22 protein-coding genes are annotated in these 20,481 nt (G+C 68.4%); 10 read left to right on the forward strand and 12 right to left on the reverse strand.

Features of this window, described 5'->3' with window-relative positions:
• Positions 1-16: 16 nt before the first annotated feature.
• Complete coding sequence (locus ACT54L_RS04015) at positions 17-1,552, forward strand: FAD-dependent monooxygenase (RefSeq protein ID WP_476084240.1); 1,536 nt, start codon at positions 17-19, stop codon at positions 1,550-1,552.
• 27 nt (positions 1,553-1,579) lie between these two features.
• On the opposite strand, the gene ACT54L_RS04020 is transcribed toward ACT54L_RS04015, so the two are convergent.
• From ACT54L_RS04020 to ACT54L_RS04030, 3 genes are all read right to left on the reverse strand, one after another.
• On the reverse strand, positions 1,580-1,849 hold the full coding sequence (locus tag ACT54L_RS04020; protein WP_476084241.1) for a hypothetical protein: 270 nt from the start codon (positions 1,847-1,849) through the stop codon (positions 1,580-1,582).
• A gap of 137 nt (positions 1,850-1,986) precedes the next feature.
• Complete coding sequence (locus tag ACT54L_RS04025; protein ID WP_476084242.1) at positions 1,987-2,373, reverse strand: TIGR02301 family protein; 387 nt, start codon at positions 2,371-2,373, stop codon at positions 1,987-1,989.
• Between the two features lie 31 nt (positions 2,374-2,404).
• Positions 2,405-2,851, reverse strand: coding sequence for an NUDIX hydrolase (locus ACT54L_RS04030; protein WP_476084243.1), 447 nt, complete (start codon positions 2,849-2,851; stop codon positions 2,405-2,407).
• Positions 2,852-2,986: 135 nt separating this feature from the next.
• On the opposite strand from ACT54L_RS04030, the gene ACT54L_RS04035 reads away from it, so the two are divergent.
• Both ACT54L_RS04035 and ACT54L_RS04040 read left to right on the forward strand, forming a co-directional pair.
• Entirely contained in the window at positions 2,987-3,637 is a 651-nt protein-coding gene (locus ACT54L_RS04035) for an HD domain-containing protein (RefSeq protein WP_476084410.1), read from the forward strand.
• Complete coding sequence (locus ACT54L_RS04040) at positions 3,634-4,140, forward strand: tyrosine phosphatase family protein (protein WP_476084244.1); 507 nt, start codon at positions 3,634-3,636, stop codon at positions 4,138-4,140. The genes ACT54L_RS04035 and ACT54L_RS04040 overlap by 4 nt, the downstream gene beginning before the upstream one ends.
• Positions 4,141-4,143: 3 nt before the next feature.
• On the opposite strand, the gene ACT54L_RS04045 is transcribed toward ACT54L_RS04040, so the two are convergent.
• Complete coding sequence (locus tag ACT54L_RS04045) at positions 4,144-4,500, reverse strand: DUF952 domain-containing protein (RefSeq protein ID WP_476084245.1); 357 nt, start codon at positions 4,498-4,500, stop codon at positions 4,144-4,146.
• Positions 4,501-4,928: 428 nt separating this feature from the next.
• Between ACT54L_RS04045 and ACT54L_RS04050 the strand changes: the two genes are divergently transcribed.
• A complete protein-coding gene (locus ACT54L_RS04050; RefSeq protein WP_476084246.1) occupies positions 4,929-5,621 on the forward strand; it encodes a S24 family peptidase in 693 nt (230 codons plus the stop codon).
• A gap of 23 nt (positions 5,622-5,644) precedes the next feature.
• Here ACT54L_RS04050 and ACT54L_RS04055 read toward each other — a convergent pair whose 3' ends face one another.
• Both ACT54L_RS04055 and ACT54L_RS04060 read right to left on the reverse strand, forming a co-directional pair.
• The gene (locus ACT54L_RS04055) at positions 5,645-7,300 is read right to left on the reverse strand and encodes a cisplatin damage response ATP-dependent DNA ligase (RefSeq protein ID WP_476084247.1); all 1,656 of its coding nucleotides are present in this window, start codon (positions 7,298-7,300) and stop codon (positions 5,645-5,647) included.
• A complete protein-coding gene (locus tag ACT54L_RS04060; protein WP_476084248.1) occupies positions 7,297-8,346 on the reverse strand; it encodes a ligase-associated DNA damage response exonuclease in 1,050 nt (349 codons plus the stop codon). The genes ACT54L_RS04055 and ACT54L_RS04060 overlap by 4 nt, the downstream gene beginning before the upstream one ends.
• Before the next feature lie 54 nt (positions 8,347-8,400).
• On the opposite strand from ACT54L_RS04060, the gene ACT54L_RS04065 reads away from it, so the two are divergent.
• Entirely contained in the window at positions 8,401-9,318 is a 918-nt protein-coding gene (locus ACT54L_RS04065) for a class I SAM-dependent DNA methyltransferase (protein WP_476084249.1), read from the forward strand.
• Positions 9,319-9,348: 30 nt separating this feature from the next.
• On the opposite strand, the gene pheT is transcribed toward ACT54L_RS04065, so the two are convergent.
• From pheT to rpmI, 4 genes are all read right to left on the reverse strand, one after another.
• On the reverse strand, positions 9,349-11,760 hold the full coding sequence (gene pheT, locus ACT54L_RS04070; RefSeq protein ID WP_476084250.1) for a phenylalanine--tRNA ligase subunit beta: 2,412 nt from the start codon (positions 11,758-11,760) through the stop codon (positions 9,349-9,351).
• Between the two features lie 21 nt (positions 11,761-11,781).
• Positions 11,782-12,891, reverse strand: a complete 1,110-nt coding sequence (gene pheS, locus ACT54L_RS04075; protein ID WP_476084251.1) for a phenylalanine--tRNA ligase subunit alpha — start codon at positions 12,889-12,891, stop codon at positions 11,782-11,784.
• Between the two features lie 195 nt (positions 12,892-13,086).
• Positions 13,087-13,449, reverse strand: a complete 363-nt coding sequence (gene rplT / locus ACT54L_RS04080; protein ID WP_121622522.1) for a 50S ribosomal protein L20 — start codon at positions 13,447-13,449, stop codon at positions 13,087-13,089.
• 28 nt (positions 13,450-13,477) lie between these two features.
• Positions 13,478-13,678: a 50S ribosomal protein L35 gene (gene rpmI, locus ACT54L_RS04085; RefSeq protein ID WP_476084252.1), complete on the reverse strand. Its 201-nt coding sequence runs from the start codon at positions 13,676-13,678 to the stop codon at positions 13,478-13,480.
• 355 nt (positions 13,679-14,033) lie between these two features.
• Between rpmI and ACT54L_RS04090 the strand changes: the two genes are divergently transcribed.
• Together ACT54L_RS04090 and ACT54L_RS04095 are read left to right on the forward strand one after the other, a co-directional pair.
• Positions 14,034-14,582, forward strand: a complete 549-nt coding sequence (locus ACT54L_RS04090) for a BA14K family protein (protein ID WP_476084411.1) — start codon at positions 14,034-14,036, stop codon at positions 14,580-14,582.
• 218 nt (positions 14,583-14,800) lie between these two features.
• Entirely contained in the window at positions 14,801-15,310 is a 510-nt protein-coding gene (locus ACT54L_RS04095; RefSeq protein WP_476084253.1) for a BA14K family protein, read from the forward strand.
• 87 nt (positions 15,311-15,397) lie between these two features.
• Here the strand turns inward: ACT54L_RS04095 and infC are convergent, their stop codons facing one another.
• Entirely contained in the window at positions 15,398-15,934 is a 537-nt protein-coding gene (gene infC / locus ACT54L_RS04100; protein WP_476084412.1) for a translation initiation factor IF-3, read from the reverse strand.
• A gap of 280 nt (positions 15,935-16,214) precedes the next feature.
• Between infC and ACT54L_RS04105 the strand changes: the two genes are divergently transcribed.
• The 3 genes from ACT54L_RS04105 (at position 16,215) to ACT54L_RS04115 (ending at position 20,031) form a co-directional block, all read left to right on the forward strand.
• Positions 16,215-17,069, forward strand: a complete 855-nt coding sequence (locus ACT54L_RS04105) for a DUF3108 domain-containing protein (RefSeq protein ID WP_476084254.1) — start codon at positions 16,215-16,217, stop codon at positions 17,067-17,069.
• Positions 17,070-17,280: 211 nt separating this feature from the next.
• The gene (locus tag ACT54L_RS04110) at positions 17,281-18,681 is read left to right on the forward strand and encodes a glutamine synthetase family protein (RefSeq protein ID WP_476084255.1); all 1,401 of its coding nucleotides are present in this window, start codon (positions 17,281-17,283) and stop codon (positions 18,679-18,681) included.
• 60 nt (positions 18,682-18,741) lie between these two features.
• Positions 18,742-20,031 (forward strand): NAD(P)/FAD-dependent oxidoreductase, encoded by a 1,290-nt coding sequence (locus tag ACT54L_RS04115; RefSeq protein ID WP_476084256.1) that lies wholly within the window; start codon positions 18,742-18,744, stop codon positions 20,029-20,031.
• Between the two features lie 42 nt (positions 20,032-20,073).
• Here ACT54L_RS04115 and ACT54L_RS04120 read toward each other — a convergent pair whose 3' ends face one another.
• Positions 20,074-20,433, reverse strand: coding sequence for a hypothetical protein (locus ACT54L_RS04120; protein WP_476084257.1), 360 nt, complete (start codon positions 20,431-20,433; stop codon positions 20,074-20,076).
• Positions 20,434-20,481 lie beyond the last annotated feature (48 nt).

Below are 20,481 nucleotides of genomic sequence, written 5' to 3' on the forward strand. Positions count from 1 at the left end.
GCAGGGAAGATCACAGATGGCGCCCCCCTCACCCGTCCTGATTGTCGGCGCGGGCCCGACCGGCCTGACCTTGGCCAATGCGTTGCTGACGCTAGGGATTCCGTTCCGCATCATCGACAAGCTGGCAGCCCCGGCGGCGGTGTCCAAGGCGCTGGCGGTGTGGAGCGGCAGCCTGGAGGCCTTCGGGGCGCTCGGCCTGGCAGAGCGGTTCATCGCGGACGGGATGCGGATGGAAAACATCCGAATTGGTGATGGCACCCATCCCCTGGCCGCCATGCCCATCGCCGAGGGCGTGGACAGCCCCTTCCCCTTCACACTCCTGCTGCCCCAGTCGCAGACCGAGGTCATCCTCACTGAGCGCTTGGCCCAAAGCGGCGTCAAGATCGAGCGCGGCGTGGAACTGCTCGGCTTTTCAGAAGCCGGCACGGTGGTGGAAGCGCGCCTCAAGCACGCCGATGGGGACGAAGAGGAGGCGCCCTGCTCGTTCCTGGTGGGCTGCGACGGAGCGCGCAGCGCAGTCCGGCATGGCCTCGACATTCCCTTCGAGGGCTTTACGGAGCCACAGACCTTCATTCTCTCCGACACCCGCATGGACGGTCCGCTGGACCCCGCCTCCATCTATATCTGGTGGAGCCCTGCCGGCTCGGTCGCTCTCTTCCCGGTCACGCCCGGGATCTGGCGCACCTTCGCCATGCGGGAGGACCCGGCCTCCGAGGAACCGCCGACGCTGGAGGAAATCCAGCGTCACCTGACCGCGTCGGGCCTCGGCGTCGTCGCCCGCGATCCCACATGGCTCTCCGCCTTCCGCGTCAACGAGCGTCTGGCCGCTAGCTATGGCCGGGGCCGGGTCTTCCTGGCGGGCGATGCCGCTCACATCCACAGCCCGGCGGGCGGCCAGGGCATGAACACGGGCATCCAGGACGCCATGAACCTGGGCTGGAAGCTTGCGGCCGTTCTGGCGGGACGGGGCGTCGCCGATGCGCTCCTGGGCAGCTACGAAGCCGAGCGTCGGCCGGTGGCGCGACACGTGGTGGCGGGTGCCGCGCAGAAGCTGCGCTTCGGCATGGTGTCCACCAGCACGGCCACCCGCGTCGTGCGCGATGCCCTCGTCTCCGTTGCTTCGCGCCTGCCGGTGGTCCGCCGCAAACTCCAGGTGGAGCTGTCGGAAACCGACATTGCCTATGACAGCGGCCCGCTGCTGGAGGCCGTGGAACGCCTGGCGGCCGCTGGCACACCGGCGCCCGGTCACCGCGCGCGGGATGCGATCGTGGCGGGAGCCTCCCTTTGGCCCCGGCTGTCCGGCGCCCGGCACACCCTGCTTTTGCTGGGAGCACCGGAGGTCCATGGCGCGCTGCGGGCTCATGCGGCGCGCATCGGCCCCGCCCTCGGGATCGAGGAGAGCGACGCGCCGGAGCTGCTCCAGCGCTACGGCTTTTCGGGACCCGGCTGGGTGCTGGTGCGGCCCGACCAATTCATCGCGGCCCGTGGTCCGGCTGGCGACGACCGGGCCTTTACCGCCTATGCCCGCGTGGCATTGGAGCCGGCGGCATAAGGGCCCGCGCGCCGGCGGGCTATCGCCTTACTGGCGGGGTCCAATGACCGTATATTCGCCCGCCCGGATGCGGGCGGACAGGCTTTCCACATATTCGGCGCAGGCGTCCTCGCCATAGGTGGAGACCAGCCGGCGCAGGGCGGTGAACAGCGCCGCATGCACCATGCAATCCTCGTCGAGGCCATCCCGCATGGCTTCCACCCAGGCATCGTCCAGATAGGACAAGGCCGCATGGCGCTCGTCGGAAGCGGCCTCGGCGATCTCCTTGGAGGGACGGTAAGAACTGATGCTGGACAAGGGGGCCTCCGGCGCCCCGTCATTTGGGCGCGTTCCTTCCCTACCACAGCGCGACGCTGCGTCGTGCAAGTTCTAAACGAAAGGTTAACGGGCGCTGAAGCATCCCCGCACACCGGCGTGAGAACCATCAGGCGGCGTCAGTTGCCGCCGTAGCGCACCACGATCTCGTGGGACAGGCGGGCCCCCTCATCCAGCTGGCGCTGCACCGCCACGGCGGCCGCCGGGGTGCAAGTGCGATAGACCTGGGCGTAGCTGTTGTAGCCCTGGTTGAAAGCCGCCACGAGCCGCGCCTTGCGGGTATCGGAGGGCTGCTCGGTCTCGATCAGGCCCTGCATTTCGTTGCGCCAGCTCTGGGCCTCGGCGCTCATGCCGCACAGGGGGCGCAGATAATGCAGGCCGCCCAGGATTTCGGCGAGGCGCAGCAGATCGGTCTCGTAGGGCGGTGTCGAGCCTTCCGCCGCGCGCGCGCCCGTCGCGCCAATGGCAAGGCACAGGAAAGCGGGAAGCAAGGCAGCACGGCGCATGGGCGTGTCGTCGCGCGTTCCGGCCGCCGGGTCAAGCCGCTCCGGTCGAGGCCGGCAGGGCGAGGAGCTGCGCGGCGCGCAGAACCACATCGGAAAGGCCGCGGGTGGTTGCAAGACCCGCCACCTCCTCCGGCAGGAACCAGCCGATCTCGGTGGCCTCCTCCCCCACCTGGGCCTCGCCCGCCCGCCAGAGGGCGACATGGGACACCACAACGAAATGGCTCTTCAGCAGGCCCGCCGAGTCATGGGTGATGAAATCCAGCACCGCCGCGACGCCCAGCACCTGCGCTTCGACCTGCACTTCTTCCATCACCTCCCGCGCCGCCGCCTGTGCCACGGTCTCTCCCGGCTCCACCCGTCCGCCGGGCAGGCTCCACAGGCCAAGGCCCGGATTGAAGCCGCGGCGCGCCAGCAGCACGCGTCCGTCCCGGAAGACGGCGGCGCTGGCGGCGAGGGTGGGACGGACCGGCTCTGTCATGTTCGGGCCTTGCTCCTTGGACCTCATCCTTATACCCGAGCGCAGGCGACGGCGAATGCGCGTCGGACTGGAGTTGAAAGACGGCCCCATCGGGCGGACCTTTCGCACAAAGACTGAAGATTGATCGAGTTCCAGATGGCGCAGACGCCCGATAGCCCCTCCCCCGCCCGTACCGCCGCCGCCGGTAAGGCCGCCCGCCCGGCCCCGCGTGCCTGGCAGCGCATGCTCTCCGGGCGGCGGCTTGATCTTCTGGACCCGTCCCCGCTCGATGTGGAAATCGAGGACATCGCCCATGGCCTCGCCCGCGTGGCGCGCTGGAACGGCCAGACCCGGGGCGACAACATCTTCTCGGTGGCTCAGCATTCCCTTCTGGTGGAGCGCCTGGCCCGGCGCACCGCCACCAACATCGATGCCCGCTGGCGCCTGGCGGTGCTGCTGCATGACGCACCCGAATATGTGATCGGCGACATGATCTCGCCCTTCAAGGCGGTGCTGGGGGGCGACTACAAGGCGGTGGAAATGCGCCTTCTGGGCGCCATCTCCGTGCGCTTCGGCCTGCCCCCCGTGTGGCCGGATGCCCTGGTCAAGGTGGCCAAGGTGGCGGATCGGGCCGCCGCCTATCTGGAGGCCACCCATCTGGCCGGCTTCGAGGCGCAGGAAGCGCTGGCCTTCTTCGGCCGTCCGGTGCGCCTCGACGGCGACGTGGAGAAGGACTATCTCACACCCTGGACGGCGGATGAGGCAAAGGCGCGCTTCATCGCCCGATTCGAGGAGCTTGCGTCATGATCCATGTCTGCTCCCTCGCCCGTCTCCATGCGACGGTGGAGGCCACTGGCGCGCGCCACGTCATCAGCCTCATCAATGGCGGGACGGTCTTTACCCGGCCGTCCAATGTGGACCCCACCAACCATCTCTTCCTCGGCATCAACGACATCGTGGTGGAGATGGAAGGACTGGTGGCACCCGGTGAGGCGCATATGAACGAGCTGTTGGAGTTCGTCCGGGCCTGGCCGCGCGAGGCGCCGCTGGTGATCCATTGTTATGCGGGCATCTCCCGCTCCACCGCCGCCGCCTATGCCACGGTCTGCGCCCTGCTGCCGGAGCGGGACGAGGCGGACATCGCCGCCGCCCTGCGATCGGCGTCGCCGACCGCGACCCCCAATGCACGCCTGGTGGCGCTGGCGGACCGGGCGCTGCGGCGGGAGGGGCGCATGGTGCGCGCCATCGAGGCCATCGGCCGCGGCCGGGACGCCTATGAGGGCGAGCCCTTCTCCCTGGCGCTGATCTGAAGGTCAGGCGGGCAAGTCGGGAAAGGCATGTGTGCCGTCCGCGCCGAGCGGGAGCGGCTTGACCCAGCGCACCGCCGCCAGCGGCATCACGCCATAAAGATGCGGAAACAGCGCGCCGCCGCGCGAGGGCTCCCAGCGCAGTTGTTCGCCCAGGCGCTGAACCTCCACCGCCACCAGCAGCAGGTCCGCCTGGCCGGCGAAGTGCCTGCGGGCGGTCTCCGCCACTTGCGCGGCGGTGGAGAAATGGATGAAGCCGTCCGCCAGGTCCACCGGCGCGCCCACGAACTGCCCGGCCGCCTCCGCCTCCGCCCACAGGGCGGCGGGGGCGATCTTGTAAACCACGGAATCGGCGACGGTCATCCGGTGTCCTCCCTGCCCCGGCTCTACAGCAGGAGGCGCCGGGTTGGAAAGATGCAGTCACCATCCCGCCCAGTATACCCTTTTACCTCCGAAACGCGCTGCGGCTCCCCTCTGCAACTTTCTCCCGGCGCCAAGCTTAGGCAGGCGGCGGGCGCGACGGGGTAAAGTCTTGAGCGGACGCGGCAATTCAAACGAGGCCCGGCGCGGAAGAAGAAGTCGGCGTTTTCAAGACAAAATTCCTGGACATTTCCTCGATTAAACCATATTTTCCTACATCTGCGGGAAGTGCCGCCCACCGATGGTGGAGCGTGGCCCGGCCCGCGGGCGTGACGGAGGCAGGGGGAGTGGGCAGGGCGCTCCTTCCGGCTTCTCGCCTGCGCATGGGGCGTGGGCGGCGCTTTCAACGGCTCGGCTTGACGGATCACCTCATGCAGATGCTCACCCACGGCCAGGTGTGGACCGCCCTGGATCGCCTCGCCGCCTTGCACGGCCTCTCCGCGTCGGGACTTGCCAAGAAGGCAGGACTGGACGCCACGGCCTTCAACCGCTCCAAGCGCATCACCGCCGACGGGCGCCCCCGCTGGCCCTCCACCGAGAGCATCGCCAAGGTGCTCGATGCCACCGGCGCCAGCATTGAGGATTTCACCGCCCTCCTCGAAGGACGGGAGGCTACGCCCCCTGCTCCGCGCCCCGCACAGCCCGGCTTTGCCGAGGAAGCGCCGGCCCCGGCGCGCTTGCGCACCATTCCCCATCTCGGCCTCGCCCAGGCCGGCAAGGGCGGCTATTTCGACGATGCCGGCTTTCCGGTGGGCGCGGGCTGGGACGAGATCGTCTTTCCCGGCGTCGAGGATGAGCATGCCTATGCGCTGGAAATTGCCGGCGAGTCCATGCTGCCGGTCTATCGGGAGGGCGACATCGTCATCGTCTCGCCCACCGCCTCCGTGCGCCGGGGGGACCGGGTGATCGTCAAGACCCGCGAGGGCGAGGTGATGGCCAAGGAACTGGTCCGCCGCACCGCCCGCACGGTGGAGCTGCGCTCGCTCAATCCCGAACATGAGGACCGCCAGTTCGCCACCACCGACCTGTTGTGGATCGCGCGGGTGATCTGGGTCACGCAATAAGAGGCCGAGGGCGCGGGGCGGTTTCAGTCCTGCGCCACGCCCGGCTCCGTGCGTAGCAGGGCTTCCAGGGTTTCCAGCCGGTCCGCCTCGCGGGGCGGCTTGTCCCAGCGCAGGCGCGCGATGCGGGGAAAGCGCATGGCCACCCCCGAGCGATGGCGGGCGGAACGGGCGAGCCCCTCGAACGCCACCTCCAGCACCAGCCCCTCATCGGCCGTGTGCACCACCTCCCGCACCGGGCCGAATTTATTGACCGTGTGGGCGCGCACGAAGCGGTCGATCTGCAACAGCTCCGCATCGGTGAAACCGAAATAAGCCTTGCCGACGGGCACCAGCACCTCCTGCCCCTCGGCCACCGTCCAGACCCCGAAAGTGTAGTCGGAATAATAGGACGAGCGCTTGCCGTGGCCGCGCTGGGCATACATCAGCACCGCGTCCACAGAGTGCGGATCGCGCTTCCACTTCCACCACGGTCCCTTGGGCCGGCCGGGCAGATAGAGGCTGTCCGCCCGCTTCAGCATCACCCCTTCCACTGCCTCGGCATCTTCCCCCGCCCCGGCGGAGGCGGGCTCGGCGCGGGCGGCGACCAGTTCCTCCCAGGTGCCGAAGGGCACAAGCGGCGAGAGATCCAGCCGGGGTGAGGCGGTGCGCGCGATCAAAGCCTCCAGGCGCGCGCGACGCTCCAGGAAAGGCAGGTCGCGCAGATCCTGCGTGCCATCCACCAGCAGGTCATAGGCCCGCACATGAGCGGGGAAGTCCCGCAGCATCTTGGGCGTCACGGCCTTTCGGTTGAGGCGCTGCTGCAGGACGTTGAAGGATTGGACGCGCCCGTCCTTCAGGATCAGCAATTCCCCATCGATCGCGCCCTCGAAGTCGAGCGCCTCCATGAGGTCGGGAAAGGCGGGGGAAATGTCCTCGCCCGTGCGGCTATAGAGGCGGGCCATGCGGCTGCCATCCGCCATGCGCCCCGCCACCGCTTGGACGCGGATGCCGTCCCACTTCCACTCGGCCCGGAAGTCGGTGGGGGCGAGGGTGTCGAGGTCGCCCACTTCCAGGGGATGGGAGAGCATGACCGGCCGGAAGGGGGCGGGATTGTCGCTGCGGGGCGCGGGTCCGCGCCCCTCCACCCAGGCGAAGAGGTCAAGATAAGGCGGCGTGAGGCCCGGCCAGACCAGTTCCACGGCGTCCGGCTCAAGGTCGCCGAGGCTCGCCACCGCCGTCTTGGCCAAGCGTGCGGAGGCGCCCACCCGCAGGGCGCCGGTGATGAGCTTCAAGAGCGCCCAGCGGCCGGTCTCGTCGAGGCCATCCAGCCAATGGGCGAGGCGCACCGGCAGGTCGCGCTTCGGCGTGGTGTGGAGCGCCTCGATGATCTCGGAGAGTTCGGGCGCCCGGTTGGGCCGCGCCTCGGGCGCCACCGGCCACATGAGGGCCACCGTCTCCGACAGGTCGCCCACATAATCGTAGGACATGGCGAAGAGGACCGGATCGGTGCGCTCGGCGATGAGCGCGCGGATGAGGCCCGGCTTGGCATTGGCGAAGGAGAGCGCGCCGGTGAGCGCCGCCAGCGCATAGCCGCGCTCGGGGTCGGGCGTCGTGCGGAAATAGTCCGCCATCAGGCGGATCTTGGCATTGCGGCCGGCCTCATAGCCCATGCGATCGAGCAAAGCGGCGAAGCGGTTCATGGCGCCGCCTCCTTGGCTTCGGACGTGGAAGCAGGAGCCGCCTCCTCTTCCTCCTCGCCATAGCCGACCATGTGGAGCGGGCGGGCCCGAAGGCCCTTCGTGCCCGCCCAATGCACCAAGGCATCCTCCGCCCCGTGGGTCACCCACAATTCCTCGCAGCCGGTGGCGAGGGTTGAAGCGATGAGCCCGTCCCAGTCGGCATGGTCGGAGACCACCAGCGGCAGGTCGACGCCCCGCTGGCGCGCCCGCGCGCGCACCCGCATCCAGCCGGAGGCAAAGGCGCTGACGGGCTCGGGAAAGCCACGCAGGAACATATCGGAGAGCGCCATTGGCGGAGCGATGACCACAGCGCCCGCCAGATCCGCTTTCTTGAGGCCGCGCACCGGCCGCAATTCGCCGAGCGCGATGCCCTGGCTGGCATAATAGGCGCTGATGGCCTCCAGCGCCCCATGGATGAGGATCGGCGCGCTAAACCCTGCCTCCCGCATCAGCGCCATCATGCGCTGGGCCTTGCCCAGCGAATAGGCGCCCACCACGTGGGTGCGCTCCGGGAACAGCCGCACGGAGGCCAGCAGCTTGGCCGTCTCCGATGCCGCATCGGGATGGCGGAACACCGGCAGGCCGAAGGTCGCCTCGGAAATGAAGACGTGGCAGCGCACCGGCTCGAAGGGCGCGCAGGTGGGATCGAAGGCGTCTTTATAGTCACCGGACGCAACGATGGTGAGCCCGCGCCAGGACAATTCCCATTGCGCCGAGCCCAGCACATGGCCCGCCGGATGGGGCGTGAGACGCACGCCGCCAATCTCCACGCTCTCCCCATAGGCCACCGGCTGGCTGGCGCCGGCAAAATCCTCCCCATAGCGGATGGCCATGAGGCGCAGGGTTTCCTCCGTCGCCAGCACATGGCCATGGCCGGCGCGGGCATGGTCGGAATGGCCGTGCGTGATCACCGCGCGGTCCACCGCGCGGGTCGGATCGATGTAGAAGTCGCCCACGGGGCAATAAAGGCCGCGGGGCGAAGGACGCAGCAGGTCTTCCGGGCGCATGGTTCTCCGTTATATGGGGGCGCGATCCACAAGGGCGAGACCAGGTAGCGCGCCATGTTGCATTCTTCGGGACATCCCGCCCTCGACCGGCGCCTGGATTGGGCACGCTCTTATGCGGAGGGCGGGGAGCGCGAAGCCGCCGAGGGCATGCTGGCGGACTTGGTGGAAGAGGCGCCGGATTTTCTCGCCGCCTGGTTCCTCTTGGGCGAGGTGCGCGAAGGGCTCGGGCTCACCGCGCCCGCCATCGCCGCCTATGAGGCGGCCCTCGCCCGCGATGCCGCCGACCCGCTGGGCGCGGGCCTGCGCCTCGCCCGCCTCGGCGCCCGGCCGGCGGAAGGCGCCATGTCGGCGGATTTCGTGCGCACCCTGTTCGACCAATATGCCGGCCGATTCGACACCGCCTTGCGGGAGAAGCTGTCCTATCGCGGGCCGGAAGTGCTGGCGGCGGCGGTGGACGCCGCGTGCCAGCGCCTCGGCCGCGCCCCGGCCTTTGCTCGCGCGCTGGATCTGGGCTGCGGCACCGGGCTGGCCGCGCCGCTGTTCGCCCCCTGGTGCGCGGTGCTGGAGGGCGTGGACCTCGCCCCCGCCATGGTGGAGCGCGCGGAGCGGCTCGGCCTTTATGCCGCGCTCCATGTGGGGGAGATGGTGGCCTTCCTGCGCGACCAGGCCCCCCAAAGCGCCGATCTGGTGCTGGCGGCGGACGCCTTCTGCTATCTGGGAGACCTCGCCGACATCCTCGCCGCCACCCGTCGGGCGCTTGCGCCGGAGGGGCTCCTGGCCTTCACGGTGGAGACCCACGCGGGGGACGGCGTGATCCTGCGCGACACGCTGCGCTATGCCCATGGCCGCGCCTATGTGGAGCACGCGCTCGCGGCCGCTGGCTTCACGCCCCTGGAGCTTGCCGCCGTCTCCACCCGCACCGAGAAAGGCGTCCCGGTCCCGGGGCTGGTGGTGGTGGCGCGGGCAGCCTGAGCCGCCCGCACCCATCCCTTAAGACCGAGATCACGCGCGCAGCGTGGCGCCGGTCTTCTTGCTCACTTCGGCGACGATCTTGCCCGCCACCGTCTCGATTTCCGCATCGGTGAGCGTGCGTTCGCGCGGCTGGAGGGTGACCTCGATGGCCACCGACTTCTTGGCTGAGTCGATGCCCGCGCCTTCATAGACGTCGAACACGCTCGCCCCGGTGATGAGCTTCTTGTCGACGCCCTGGGCCGCCTTGAGGATGTCAGCCGCACCCACCGTCCGGTCGACGATGAAGGCGAAGTCGCGCCGCACCGGCTGGAAGGCCGAGAGGTCGATGAGGGGCTTCACCTTGGTGGCCTTGGCCTTCGGCTCCGGCACCCGGTCCAGCGTCAGCTCGAACGCCACCAGCGGGCCGGAAGCGTCGAGGGCCTCCAGCACCGAGGGGTGCAGTTCGCCGAACACGCCGATCACGTTCGGCCCCAGGCGGAAGCTGCCCGAGCGGCCGGGGTGATACCAGCCGGGCGCATCCGCCGTAACCTGGAGATTGGCCACCGGCGCGCCGCAGGCGGCGAGCGCGGCCAGCGCGTCGGCCTTGGCGTCGAACGCATCCACCGGCTTGGCGGCACCCGACCAGTGGCGGCCGGCCCCGAAGGGCCTGGCGGTCGCCCGGCGCAGGCCGGCGGCGGACATGGTCTGGTCCTTCGGCTGGTCGCCCGCGAACACCTGCCCCACCTCGAACAGGGCCACATCGCCATAGCCCCGGTCCGCATTGGCCTGGGCCGAGCGGATGAGGCCGGGCAGCAGGCTCGGGCGCATGTCGGACAGTTCGGAGGCGATGGGATTGGACAGCGCCAATTCCGGCTTGCCGCCGCCGAACAATTCCGCCTGCGCCTTGGAGACGAAGGACCAGGTCACCGCTTCCACCAAGCCACGGGCCGCCAGCGCCCGGCGCGCCTTGCGGGTGCGCAGCTGAAGGGCGGTGAGCACGGGCCGGCGGCCGCCGCCATCGCGCGGCAATTCGGTAGAGGGCACGCGGGCCAAGCCCAGGATGCGCACCACCTCTTCCACCAGGTCTGCCTTCCCCTCCACGTCGGCGCGCCAGGAGGGCGGCACCACCTGGATCACGGGCGCGGACCCGCTGACCGCAAAGCCGAGCCGCTCCAGCACGCCGACCATCTCCGCCTCAGAGGCTTCAAGGCCAGACAGGCGCTTCACCTCGGAGAGGGGGAAATCGATGGTGCGGCGGGTGTCGGGCTCCGCGCCCGCCACCACCACCTGCGAGGGCTCGCCGCCACACAAGTCCATGACGAGGCGCGTGGCCAGCTCCAGGCCCGGCAGCGCGAAGGCCGGGTCGATGCCGCGCTCGAACCGGAAGCGGGCGTCGGAATTGATGCCGAGCTTGCGGCCGGTCTGGGCGATGTTGATGGGCTCCCAGAGCGCAGATTCGATCACCACGTCGGTGGTGCCCTCGTCGCAGCCGGATTCCTCGCCGCCCATGATGCCGGCAAGGCTCTCCACGCCCTTGTCGTCGGCGATCACGCACATGGTGTCGTCAAGCGCATAGGTGCGCCCGTCGAGCGCCAGCAGGCTCTCGCCGGTCCGGCCCCGCCGCACCACCAGGTCGCCGTGGACCTTCTTCAGGTCGAAGACGTGGAGCGGCCGGTCGCGATCCATGGTGAGCAGGTTGGTGATATCCACCAGCGCATTGATGGGCCGCAGGCCGATGGCGCGCAGCTTGGCCTGGAGCCAGTCCGGCGAGGGGCCGTTCTTCACGCCCCGCACCACCCGCAGCGCGAAGAGCGGGCAGAGGGAGGGCGTATCGCCGAAGTCGAGCCGCACCTGGACCGGCGAGGGGAAGGTGCCCTCCACCGGCTTCACGTCGCGGGTCTTCAGCGTGCCGAGGCCGGCGGCGGCCAGATCGCGCGCCACGCCCCAGATGCCCAGGCAATCGGCCCGGTTGGGGGTGACGGCGATCTCGATGACGGGGTCCCCAAGGCCGAGAACCTCGGCAAAAGGAGCGCCGACGGGGGCATCCGCCGGCAGCTCCAGGATGCCGTCATGTTCTTCGGAGAGCCCCATTTCGCGGGCCGAGCACAGCATGCCGCGGCTTTCCACGTCGCGGATCTTGCCGATCTTCAGCTCCGTGCCGGTGGCGGGAATGACCGTGCCGGGGGCGGCGAAGACCGTCTTCAGGCCCGCCCGCGCATTGGGGGCGCCGCACACCACCTGAATGGGCGCGCCGCCGGTGGTGACGGTGCAGACCCGGAGCTTGTCGGCATTGGGATGCTTCTCGGCGGTGAGCACCTCGCCCACCACGAAGGGGGCAAGGGCCTTGGCCTTGTCCTCCACCCCTTCCACCTCGAGCCCGATGAGGGTGAGGCGCTCGACGATCTCGTCGAGGGAAGCGGGGGTGTCGAGATGCTCCTTGAGCCAGGAGAGGGTGAATTTCATGATCTCAGATCCTCTTCCAGCTCACGCGCTCAGCCCGCCCGCCAGGGTCGGGAAGTCCAGGGGCCGGAAGCCGTAATGGGAGAGCCAGCGCACGTCGGCCTCGAAGAAGGCGCGCAGGTCGTTCATGCCGTATTTCAGCATGGCGATGCGGTCGATCCCCATGCCCCAGGCAAAGCCCTGGTATTCGTCCGGGTCGATGCCGCAATTGCGCAGCACGTTGGGATGCACCATCCCGCAGCCCAGGATTTCCAGCCAGTCATTGCCCTCGCCGAACCGGATCTCGCCGGGGCGTGAGCGGTCGCACTGGATGTCCACCTCCATGGAGGGCTCCGTGAAGGGGAAGAAGGACGGGCGGAAGCGCATGGTGACGCGCTCCACCTCGAAGAAGGCCTTGCAGAACTCCTCCAGGATCCACTTCAGGTGCCCCAGATGCGAGCCCTTGTCGATGACGAGGCCTTCCACCTGGTGGAACATGGGGGTGTGGGTCTGGTCGCTGTCGCAGCGATATGTACGGCCGGGGCAGATGACGCGGATGGGCGGCTTCTGGGACAGCATGGTGCGCACCTGCACCGGGGAGGTGTGGGTGCGCAGCACCTTGCGCTCGCCATCGGCGCCGGGCGGCAGGAAGAAGGTGTCGTGCATCTCCCGCGCCGGATGGCCGGCGGGGAAGTTGAGCGCGGTGAAGTTATGGAAGTCGGTCTCGATGTCCGGCCCTTCCGCCACCGCAAAGCCCATGTCGGCGAAAATGGCGGTCAGTTCCTCGGTGACCTGGGCGATGGGGTGCACCCGGCCGATCTCGGCCGGTGCCTCGCGCACAGGGAGCGTCACGTCCACGCGCTCGGTGGCGAGGCGCGCCTCAAGGGCGGCGGCCTTCAGCGTCTCGCGGCGCACGGCCATGAGGCCCTGGATGCGGTCACGCAGGCCGTTGATGGCGGGGCCCATCATTTTGCGCTCGTCGGGGCTCATGGCGCCCAGCGACTTCAGGAGCTCGGAGACGGAGCCCTTCTTGCCGAGCGCGGCGATGCGCACCTGTTCGAGCGCCGCCTCGTCGCCGGCGGCCAGGATGCCGCTGGCAATCTCGCGCTCCAGCGCGTCGAGGCCGGGATGGTCGGTGAGAACGAGTTCGGACATTGACCTCAGTCCTTTAATGGCACGCGCGCGGTCGAAGCGATCGAGGCGCAGCCCCGGGGATGGCCGGACACATCCGGCAAGACGAACATCCAGGGGAAGGCGCGCTGCTTATAGCCAGCCCTTCCCCAAGACGAAAAGCCCCGAACGGAAATCCGCCGGGGCTCATCGGGTCTCGGAAAGGGCGGGGGTGAAAGGTCAGGCCAGAGCGGCCTTGGCCTTCTCCACCAGGGCCTTGAACGCGTCGGGCTCGTGGATGGCGATATCCGAGAGCACCTTGCGGTCGACCTCGATCCCGGCCTTGCCGAGACCATCGATAAATCGAGAATAGGTCAGGTCGAGATCAAGGGCGCGCACGCCGGCATTGATGCGCTGGATCCACAGGGCGCGGAAGTTCCGCTTCTTCACCTTGCGATCGCGATACGCATACTGCATCGACCGTTCGACGGCCGACTTGGCAGCGCGGATGGTATTCTTGCGACGGCCGTAAAAGCCCTTGGCGGCTTTGAAGACCTTCTTGTGCTTGGCGTGGGACGTAACGCCACGTTTGACGCGGGCCATGGGAAATCTCCTTCAGATCGCGGTGGCGTCAGCCGTTCGGCAGGAACGACTTGCGGATGATGCGCGCATCGCTCTCGCACAGGATGGTGGTGCCGCGCAGGTTGCGGATCTGGTTGTTGGTCCGCTTGATCATGCCGTGGCGCTTGCCGGCCTGTCCCGCAATCACTTTTCCCGAACCCGTCAGACGGAAGCGCTTCTTCGCTCCCGACTTGGTCTTCATCTTGGGCATTTGGCTCTCCGTGGCCGAAAGGCATCGCGCGCGGGGCGCAACCTCTCCAGCCGGTTGTTGCTGTGAGCATCATGAACCCGCGCGGCAGCCCTTTATCAGCCGGCCGGTCCGAAGGCCGCACTCGTTACAGGAGGCGCGCCCAAAAGGCAAGCCGCCTCACCGATGCCGCCAAGGCGCCCGACGCCGCCCACTTGGCGCCCACTTGGCGCCCTCATGCCGCCGCGTCACTTCGGTGAGATCAGGCCATCCAAGCGGATCAAAAGCTTGTGGCCGCGCCTTATAGCTGGTGTCGGCAAGGAGACGTCCCATGCGCAGTTCGCTGTGTGTTTCATCCGCCCTCCTCACCGCCGCCCTGATGATCCCGGCATCGGGGGCGCAGGCCCAGGCCTTGCGCCTCGGGGCGGCTCCCCACTTGAAGTCCACGGCCCTCGCCTCGCCGCTGGCGGCCGAGCCCGTCCAATATCGCGGCGGCCCCGGCTGGGGCGGCAGACCCGGCTGGGGCGGACGCCCCGGTTGGGGCCCTGGCCCGCGCCCGGGATGGGGTGGAGGCCCCGGTCCTGGATGGGGACCACGTCCTGGATGGGGACCGGGGTGGGGTCCCGGCCCTCGCCCCGGTTGGGGTCCAGGTCCTGGCTGGGGTCCCGGATGGGGGCCGCGCCCGGTCTGGAACGGCGGATGGGGCTACGCCCCCGGCTGGGGTCCGGGATGGGGATGGGGCCCGGGATGGGGCTTCGGGCCGGGATTTGCCACCGGCGTCATCATCGGGTCGGCAGCAGCGAGCGCCCCCCCGCCCGCCCCGGCCTATGGCAATTGGGTGGCGTATTGCTCGGCGCGCTTCAAATCCTACAATCCGCGCACGGGTACCTATCTGGGCTACGACGGGCGCCGCCATTCCTGCCCGTGACCGCTCGGCGACCTCGTGTCTCCATCGCCCGCCGGCGGTGGAGAGCCCCTTGAGGGCTCGTAAGGATCTCGTGAGGACGGTTCCCCCCGGGAGAGGACCGGGGGCATCCCTTTGCACCCGCCTGAGGGGCCGTTTGATACCTCCCGGCGCATCACAGGTCCGCGAGCCCGTCGATCCGTTCCGCGCGTCCGGCGTTGTTTCCGTAAGGAGACATTGCCATGAAACGCATTTCGCACAGCTTCAAGGGGCGCGTCCTGGCCATCGCCGCGGCGGGCACCTTCTTCCTGTCGGGTGTTGCAGGTGCCGCGGCCGGCGCGCTCGGCCCGGTGGCCCCGCTTCAGGGCACCACGGCACAGGCCAGTGGGGCCACCGAGGTCCAGTATCGCGGCCATCACCGTGGTGGTCCGGGGCCCGGGTGGCAGGGTCGCCCGGGCTGGCGCGGCAATCCCGGCTATCGAGGCCCGGGCTGGCGCGGCGGGCCTTATGCCTATGGTCCCGGCTACCGCAATTGCGGATGGGGCGGCTGCAACAACAATGGCGCGGCGGTGGCCGCCGGCGTCATCGGCGGCTTGGCTTTGGGTGCCGCAGCCGCAGCGGCGGCCAATTCCGCCTCGGCGGCGCCGCGCTCCAGCGATTGGGTCGCCTATTGCTCGTCCAAGTACCGCTCGTTTGATCCCTCGACCGGCACCTACATGGGGTATGACGGGCAGCGGCGCCCCTGCACCTGACGCCGGCCCTGCGGCGACAAGCCCCCAAAAGCAAAACGCCTCCGCGTGGACCGCGGAGGCGTTTTCTTTGGGCGTCCTGCGCGCGGCTCAGCGCGGCGCGAGGATCATAATCATCTGGCGGCCTTCGAGCATGGGCTCGGCCTCCACCTTGGCGATGGTCGCCACGTCTTCCTTCAGCTTCTGAAGCAGCTTGAAGCCGATGTCCTGATGGGCCATCTCGCGCCCGCGGAAGCGCAGGGTCACCTTGACCTTGTCGCCTTCCTCGAAGAAGCGCTGCATCGCCTTCATCTTGACTTCGTAATCATGGGTGTCGATGCCGGGGCGGAGCTTGATCTCCTTAACCTCGACCACCTTCTGCTTCTTGCGCGCCTCGCTGGCCTTCTTCTGGTTCTGGTATTTGAACCGGCCGAAATCCAGGATCTTGCACACCGGCGGCGCGGAGTTCGGCGAGATCTCCACGAGATCGAGCCCGGCCTCCTGCGCCAGCAGCAGCGCCTCGCGCGTGGCCATCACGCCCAGGTTCTGCCCTTCCTGGTCGATGAGCTGAACTTCGCGGATGCGGATCTCTTCGTTGACGCGCGGGCCATCCTTCTCCGGCGCGACGGGTCTCATGGGGCGGCGAATGGCGATAATCTCCTCTGCCATTGAACATGGCCGGACGTGGCACAGCCGGCGCGGATCGACGCGCCAAGGCCCGGCACCAATGTCAGGCGAAGTGGGAACATCGGTATTGTCGCGCGCAAAGTCAATGACCAACAAAGGTTTCGGCACCCGTGACAGGGTGCTTCACAGGCGGCGCCGGGGCCCCTATGGATCCGCAGCCACAGTTCAGCCGCCTTCTGGGGCCATGCGGAAGGCCATGATGCATCGCCCTGCGGAACTGCCGACGGGCCCGGAAACACGCATGATGCAAGCTTTTGCCACCTTGGGTCCGAAGTCGCTGTCGACGATGATCGGGGTGGGGCTCTGCGCCATTGCGGGTCCCGCCTTGGCGGACGGTCGCCTCGAAGCCAAATATGCCTTGTCGCTTGCGGGGATCGAGGTCGGGCGCGCGGATGTGACGGTGGACGCCACCGATAGCGGCTACGACATCATCGGCAGTGGGCGCGTGACAGGCGTGATGCGCGCCATCTCCTCGGGCAAGGGCAGTGCCGCGGCACGGGGCAGCATCGCGGCCGGCAAGTCCATCCCGCGCCTCTTTGCGGTCAGCGCCAAGGCCGACGGCAAGGACGAGGCCATCAAGTTCGCCATCACCGACAATGTGGTGAAGGACCTGGACGTCACCCCTCCGCCCAAGCCTTATCCCGACCGGATCGAGATCACCGACGCCCATCTGGTCAATGTGACCGATCCCCTGACCGGGTCCTTCGTCTCCGTTCCCGGCAAGGTGGACATGCTCTCGGCGGCCGCCTGCGACAGGACCATCCCGGTTTTCGACGGCCGCCAGCGCTTCGACGTGGTGCTGTCCTTCGAGCGGGTGGAGGACGTGAAGATCGAGAAGGGCTTCTCCGGCAAGGCTGTGGTGTGCCAGGCCCGCTATGTGCCGGTGGCCGGACACCGGCCGACCCGCAGCACCGTCAAATACATGCAAGAAAACAAGGATATGCACGTTTGGCTGGTGCCCATCGCGGGCACCCGGCTGATGGCGCCGTTCAAGGTTCAGGTGGCAACCCTGGTGGGTACCGTCCTGTTCGAGGCGACCAGCTTCACCACGGAAGCCAAGGAGAAGACCATTCCGGTGAATGCACCCAAGCCGTGAGATACCGCCGCGCGTTTGTGACCCGTGCAGGCGAACCCACGACTTTTAGTAGGGGGCGAAGCGTGAACCGGACCGTGACTCGATTCGCTCGCGATTCGTTCCGCTCTCGTTCTCCCTGAATCCCAAAATGAACTGCAACGCCCGCGTTGACACCTCACCGTGCGGAGGTGTTCCCTTGGTGGGCGTGCGTTTGGTCACGCCAGAGGACGTCATGGCGAAACGAAAAGCGGGCGATCAGGAAGCGGCTCAGGTGCCGCGCGGTGTGAAGACCCTTGCCGAAGCGAAGGCCTGGATGGCCGCGCGGGGCATCACGGAAATCGAGTGCACCGTGCCGGATCTCGCCGGGGTGGCGCGCGGCAAGATCATGCCGGCGTCGAAGTTCTTCTCCTCGCCCGTCATGAACCTGCCGCTCTCCATCTTCTTCCAGACCATTTCGGGCGAATATCCCGACTATGACGGCCTGGTGGATTCGGTGATCGCCGATTCCGACCTGGTGATGGAGCCGGACTTCTCCACCCTGTGCACAGTGCCGTGGGCGCAGGACCCCACCGCCCAGGTGATCCACAATGCCTTCCACCGCGATGGCCGCCCTGTGGAGCTGGCGCCGCGCCAGGTGCTCAAGCACGTGCTGTCGCTTTATGCCAAGCACGGCTGGAAGCCGGTGGTGGCGCCGGAGATCGAATTCTACCTGGTGGAGCCCAACACGGACCCGGACTATCCGCTGAAGCCCCCGGTGGGCCGCTCGGGCCGGCCGGAGATCGGCCGGCAGTCCTATTCGATCCAGGCGGTGAATGAGTTCGACGCCTTGTTCGAGGACATCTACGATTATTCCGAGGCCCAGGGCCTGGAGATCGACACGCTGATCCACGAGGACGGCGCGGCGCAGATGGAAATCAACCTGCGCCATGGCGACCCGCTGGAGCTCGCCGACCAGGTGTTCCTGTTCAAGCGCACCATCCGCGAGGCGGCGCTCAGCCACAAGATCTACGCCACCTTCATGGCCAAGCCCATCGCCAACGAGCCGGGCAGCGCCATGCATATCCACCAGTCGGTCGTCTCGGCGGAGAATGGCAAGAACATCTTCTCCGACGAGGATGGCGACCCGACGCCGGAATTCTTCTCCTTCCTGGCGGGACACCAGAAATACCTGCCGGCGGTGATGTGCATCCTGGCGCCTTATGTGAATTCCTACCGGCGACTGACCCGCGATTCCATGGCGCCCATCAACGTGCAGTGGGGCTATGACAACCGCACTGCCGGCCTGCGCGTGCCCCCGGCGACCCCGGCCGCGCGGCGGGTGGAAAACCGCGTTCCTTCGTCCGACGCCAATCCCTACCTGGTCATCGCTGCGTCACTGGCCTGCGGCTATCTCGGCATGATCAAGGGCTTGCGCCCCACCGAGCCGCTGGAAGGGGACGCCAAGAATCTCGACTTCGACCTGCCGCGCGGGCTCCTGGAGGCGGTGGCCGCCTTCGAGGAGAATGACGACCTGGCCGAAGTGCTCGGCAAGAGCTTCGTGACCACCTATTCGGCGGTCAAGCAGGCCGAGTTCGAGACCTTCATGCGCGTCATCTCCCCCTGGGAGCGGGAATATCTCCTGCTCAACGTCTGAGGCGCAACGCCCCGTTCTGCCGCGCGCCCCGGCGCGCGGCCTTTTGCGGCGTATGATGTCATGAAGCTCACCGGCCATCCCCCTTCCTGGTACGCCGCGACGGCGGACCTCCTGCCCGAACAGCCTGCCTTGCGCGGTTCCGTCACGGCGGATGTCGCCATTGTCGGCGCCGGCTATACGGGCCTGTCCGCCGCCCTTCACCTGGCTGAGCGCGGGCTCAGCGTGGTGGTGCTGGAGGGCGGACGCATCGCCTCCGGGGCGTCCGGCCGCAATGGCGGGCAGATCCATTCCGGCCAGCGCCGCGACGTGGACTATCTGGAAGCGGCTGTGGGCAAGGACGACACCCGCAAGCTCTGGGCCCTGGCCGAGGAGGCCAAGGCCCTGGTGCGGGACCTGGTCACGCGGCACGCCATCGCCTGCGACCTGACGGACGGCCTTATCATCGCCGACCACAAGCCCAATTACGTGCCGATGACGCAGGCCTATGTGCGGCGCCTGAAGGCCGAATATGGCTATGACCGCATCGACCTCCTGGACCGGGCGCAGCTGCGCGCGCTGGTGGGGTCGGACGGCTATTATGGTGGCATGATCGACCATGGGGCGGGGCACCTGCATCCGCTCAACTTCGCCCTCGGGCTTGCCCGCGCCGCGCTGGCAGCCGGGGCGCGCATCCACGAGGGCACCCGCGCGGTGCGCTTCCGGGAAAACGGGGCCGGCGGCGGCGTGACCGTGGAGACGGAGGGCGGCGGCTCCGTGAAGGCCGATATGCTGCTCCTGTGCGGCAATGGGCTGATGGACGGGCTCGACGGGCGGGTCGACACCCATGTGATGCCCATCAACAATTACATCGCGGTCACCGAACCCCTGGGCGCGCGGGCGAGGGAGATCATCTCCAATGGCGCGGCAGTGGCCGATAGCCGCTTCGTGGTGAACTATTTCCGCATGACGCCCGACGGGCGCCTGCTGTTCGGCGGCGGCGAGAATTACCGGCGGACGCTCCGCGAGGACGTGAAGAGCTTCGTGCGCCCCTTCATGCTGCGCATCTTCCCGCAATTGGCGGATGCGCGGCTCGATTATGCCTGGGGCGGCACGCTGGGAATCACCATGACCCGCCTGCCCTTCGTACAGAGGCTGTCGAGCCAGGTGCTGGTCTCGGCCGGCTATAGCGGCCAGGGCGTCGCCTTGGCGCCGCTCTATGGGAAAATCCTCGCCGAGGCGGTGGCGGGCCAGGTGGGTCGGTTCGACCTTCTGAGCCGGCTGCCCGTGCCCACCTTCGTGGGGGGCACGCTGCTGCGCTATCCTCTCATGGTGGCCGGGCTCACCTATTACGCCTTGCGCGACCGGCTCTGACCGGCCGCGCCCATCAGGCGCCGGCGCCTGCCAGCGGCACGATCACTTGCCGTCCAGCATCTTTCGGGCTTCAGCGACCGCCTTCAGGCAGGACTGCTCGTCGCCGGCGGCCTGGAAGTTCTGCGCGGCGTTCAGCGCGGCGGCCGGCCCCACCGGCGGGGGCAGATTGCCTTCCGCCTGTGCCACGGATGAGGGCGTGGGCTGCTGGTCCGTCTGGGCGCCGATGCTCTGCGGCTGCGTGGGGGGCTTGGGAGCGGAAGGCTCGACCGCCTTGAGGCGCTGCTGGAGGGCCACGATCTGCTCGATGCACGGCTCCGCGCGCGCCTCGTCAGCCGCGAGGCCCGAAAATGCCGCGATGACCGCGGCGGCGGCCAGACCGCCAAGCTTCGTGCCGAACATCATGCGTGTGCTTCCGCTGTTGGGTCGGGAGCATGGACGCTCCGGACAAAG

This window comes from Aquabacter sp. DMC10, from assembly GCF_056314145.1.

Excerpts from the sequence above, each read along its gene's own strand:
- ACT54L_RS04120 (WP_476084257.1), bottom strand. The coding sequence starts at position 20,433 with ATGATGTTCGGCACGAAGCTTGGCGGTCTGGCCGCCGCCGCGGTCATC.
- ACT54L_RS04050 (WP_476084246.1), top strand. The coding sequence starts at position 4,929 with ATGCAGATGCTCACCCACGGCCAGGTGTGGACCGCCCTGGATCGCCTC.
- ACT54L_RS04110 (WP_476084255.1), top strand. The coding sequence starts at position 17,281 with ATGGCGAAACGAAAAGCGGGCGATCAGGAAGCGGCTCAGGTGCCGCGC.
- ACT54L_RS04015 (WP_476084240.1), top strand. The coding sequence starts at position 17 with ATGGCGCCCCCCTCACCCGTCCTGATTGTCGGCGCGGGCCCGACCGGC.
- ACT54L_RS04035 (WP_476084410.1), top strand. The coding sequence starts at position 2,987 with ATGGCGCAGACGCCCGATAGCCCCTCCCCCGCCCGTACCGCCGCCGCC.
- ACT54L_RS04045 (WP_476084245.1), bottom strand. The coding sequence starts at position 4,500 with ATGACCGTCGCCGATTCCGTGGTTTACAAGATCGCCCCCGCCGCCCTG.
- ACT54L_RS04090 (WP_476084411.1), top strand. The coding sequence starts at position 14,034 with ATGATCCCGGCATCGGGGGCGCAGGCCCAGGCCTTGCGCCTCGGGGCG.
- ACT54L_RS04115 (WP_476084256.1), top strand. The coding sequence starts at position 18,742 with ATGAAGCTCACCGGCCATCCCCCTTCCTGGTACGCCGCGACGGCGGAC.
- ACT54L_RS04055 (WP_476084247.1), bottom strand. The coding sequence starts at position 7,300 with ATGAACCGCTTCGCCGCTTTGCTCGATCGCATGGGCTATGAGGCCGGC.
- ACT54L_RS04040 (WP_476084244.1), top strand. The coding sequence starts at position 3,634 with ATGATCCATGTCTGCTCCCTCGCCCGTCTCCATGCGACGGTGGAGGCC.
- rplT (WP_121622522.1), bottom strand. The coding sequence starts at position 13,449 with ATGGCCCGCGTCAAACGTGGCGTTACGTCCCACGCCAAGCACAAGAAG.
- ACT54L_RS04095 (WP_476084253.1), top strand. The coding sequence starts at position 14,801 with ATGAAACGCATTTCGCACAGCTTCAAGGGGCGCGTCCTGGCCATCGCC.
- ACT54L_RS04065 (WP_476084249.1), top strand. The coding sequence starts at position 8,401 with ATGTTGCATTCTTCGGGACATCCCGCCCTCGACCGGCGCCTGGATTGG.
- ACT54L_RS04025 (WP_476084242.1), bottom strand. The coding sequence starts at position 2,373 with ATGCGCCGTGCTGCCTTGCTTCCCGCTTTCCTGTGCCTTGCCATTGGC.
- ACT54L_RS04105 (WP_476084254.1), top strand. The coding sequence starts at position 16,215 with ATGATGCAAGCTTTTGCCACCTTGGGTCCGAAGTCGCTGTCGACGATG.
- ACT54L_RS04060 (WP_476084248.1), bottom strand. The coding sequence starts at position 8,346 with ATGCGCCCGGAAGACCTGCTGCGTCCTTCGCCCCGCGGCCTTTATTGC.
- pheT (WP_476084250.1), bottom strand. The coding sequence starts at position 11,760 with ATGAAATTCACCCTCTCCTGGCTCAAGGAGCATCTCGACACCCCCGCT.
- ACT54L_RS04030 (WP_476084243.1), bottom strand. The coding sequence starts at position 2,851 with ATGACAGAGCCGGTCCGTCCCACCCTCGCCGCCAGCGCCGCCGTCTTC.
- pheS (WP_476084251.1), bottom strand. The coding sequence starts at position 12,891 with ATGTCCGAACTCGTTCTCACCGACCATCCCGGCCTCGACGCGCTGGAG.
- rpmI (WP_476084252.1), bottom strand. The coding sequence starts at position 13,678 with ATGCCCAAGATGAAGACCAAGTCGGGAGCGAAGAAGCGCTTCCGTCTG.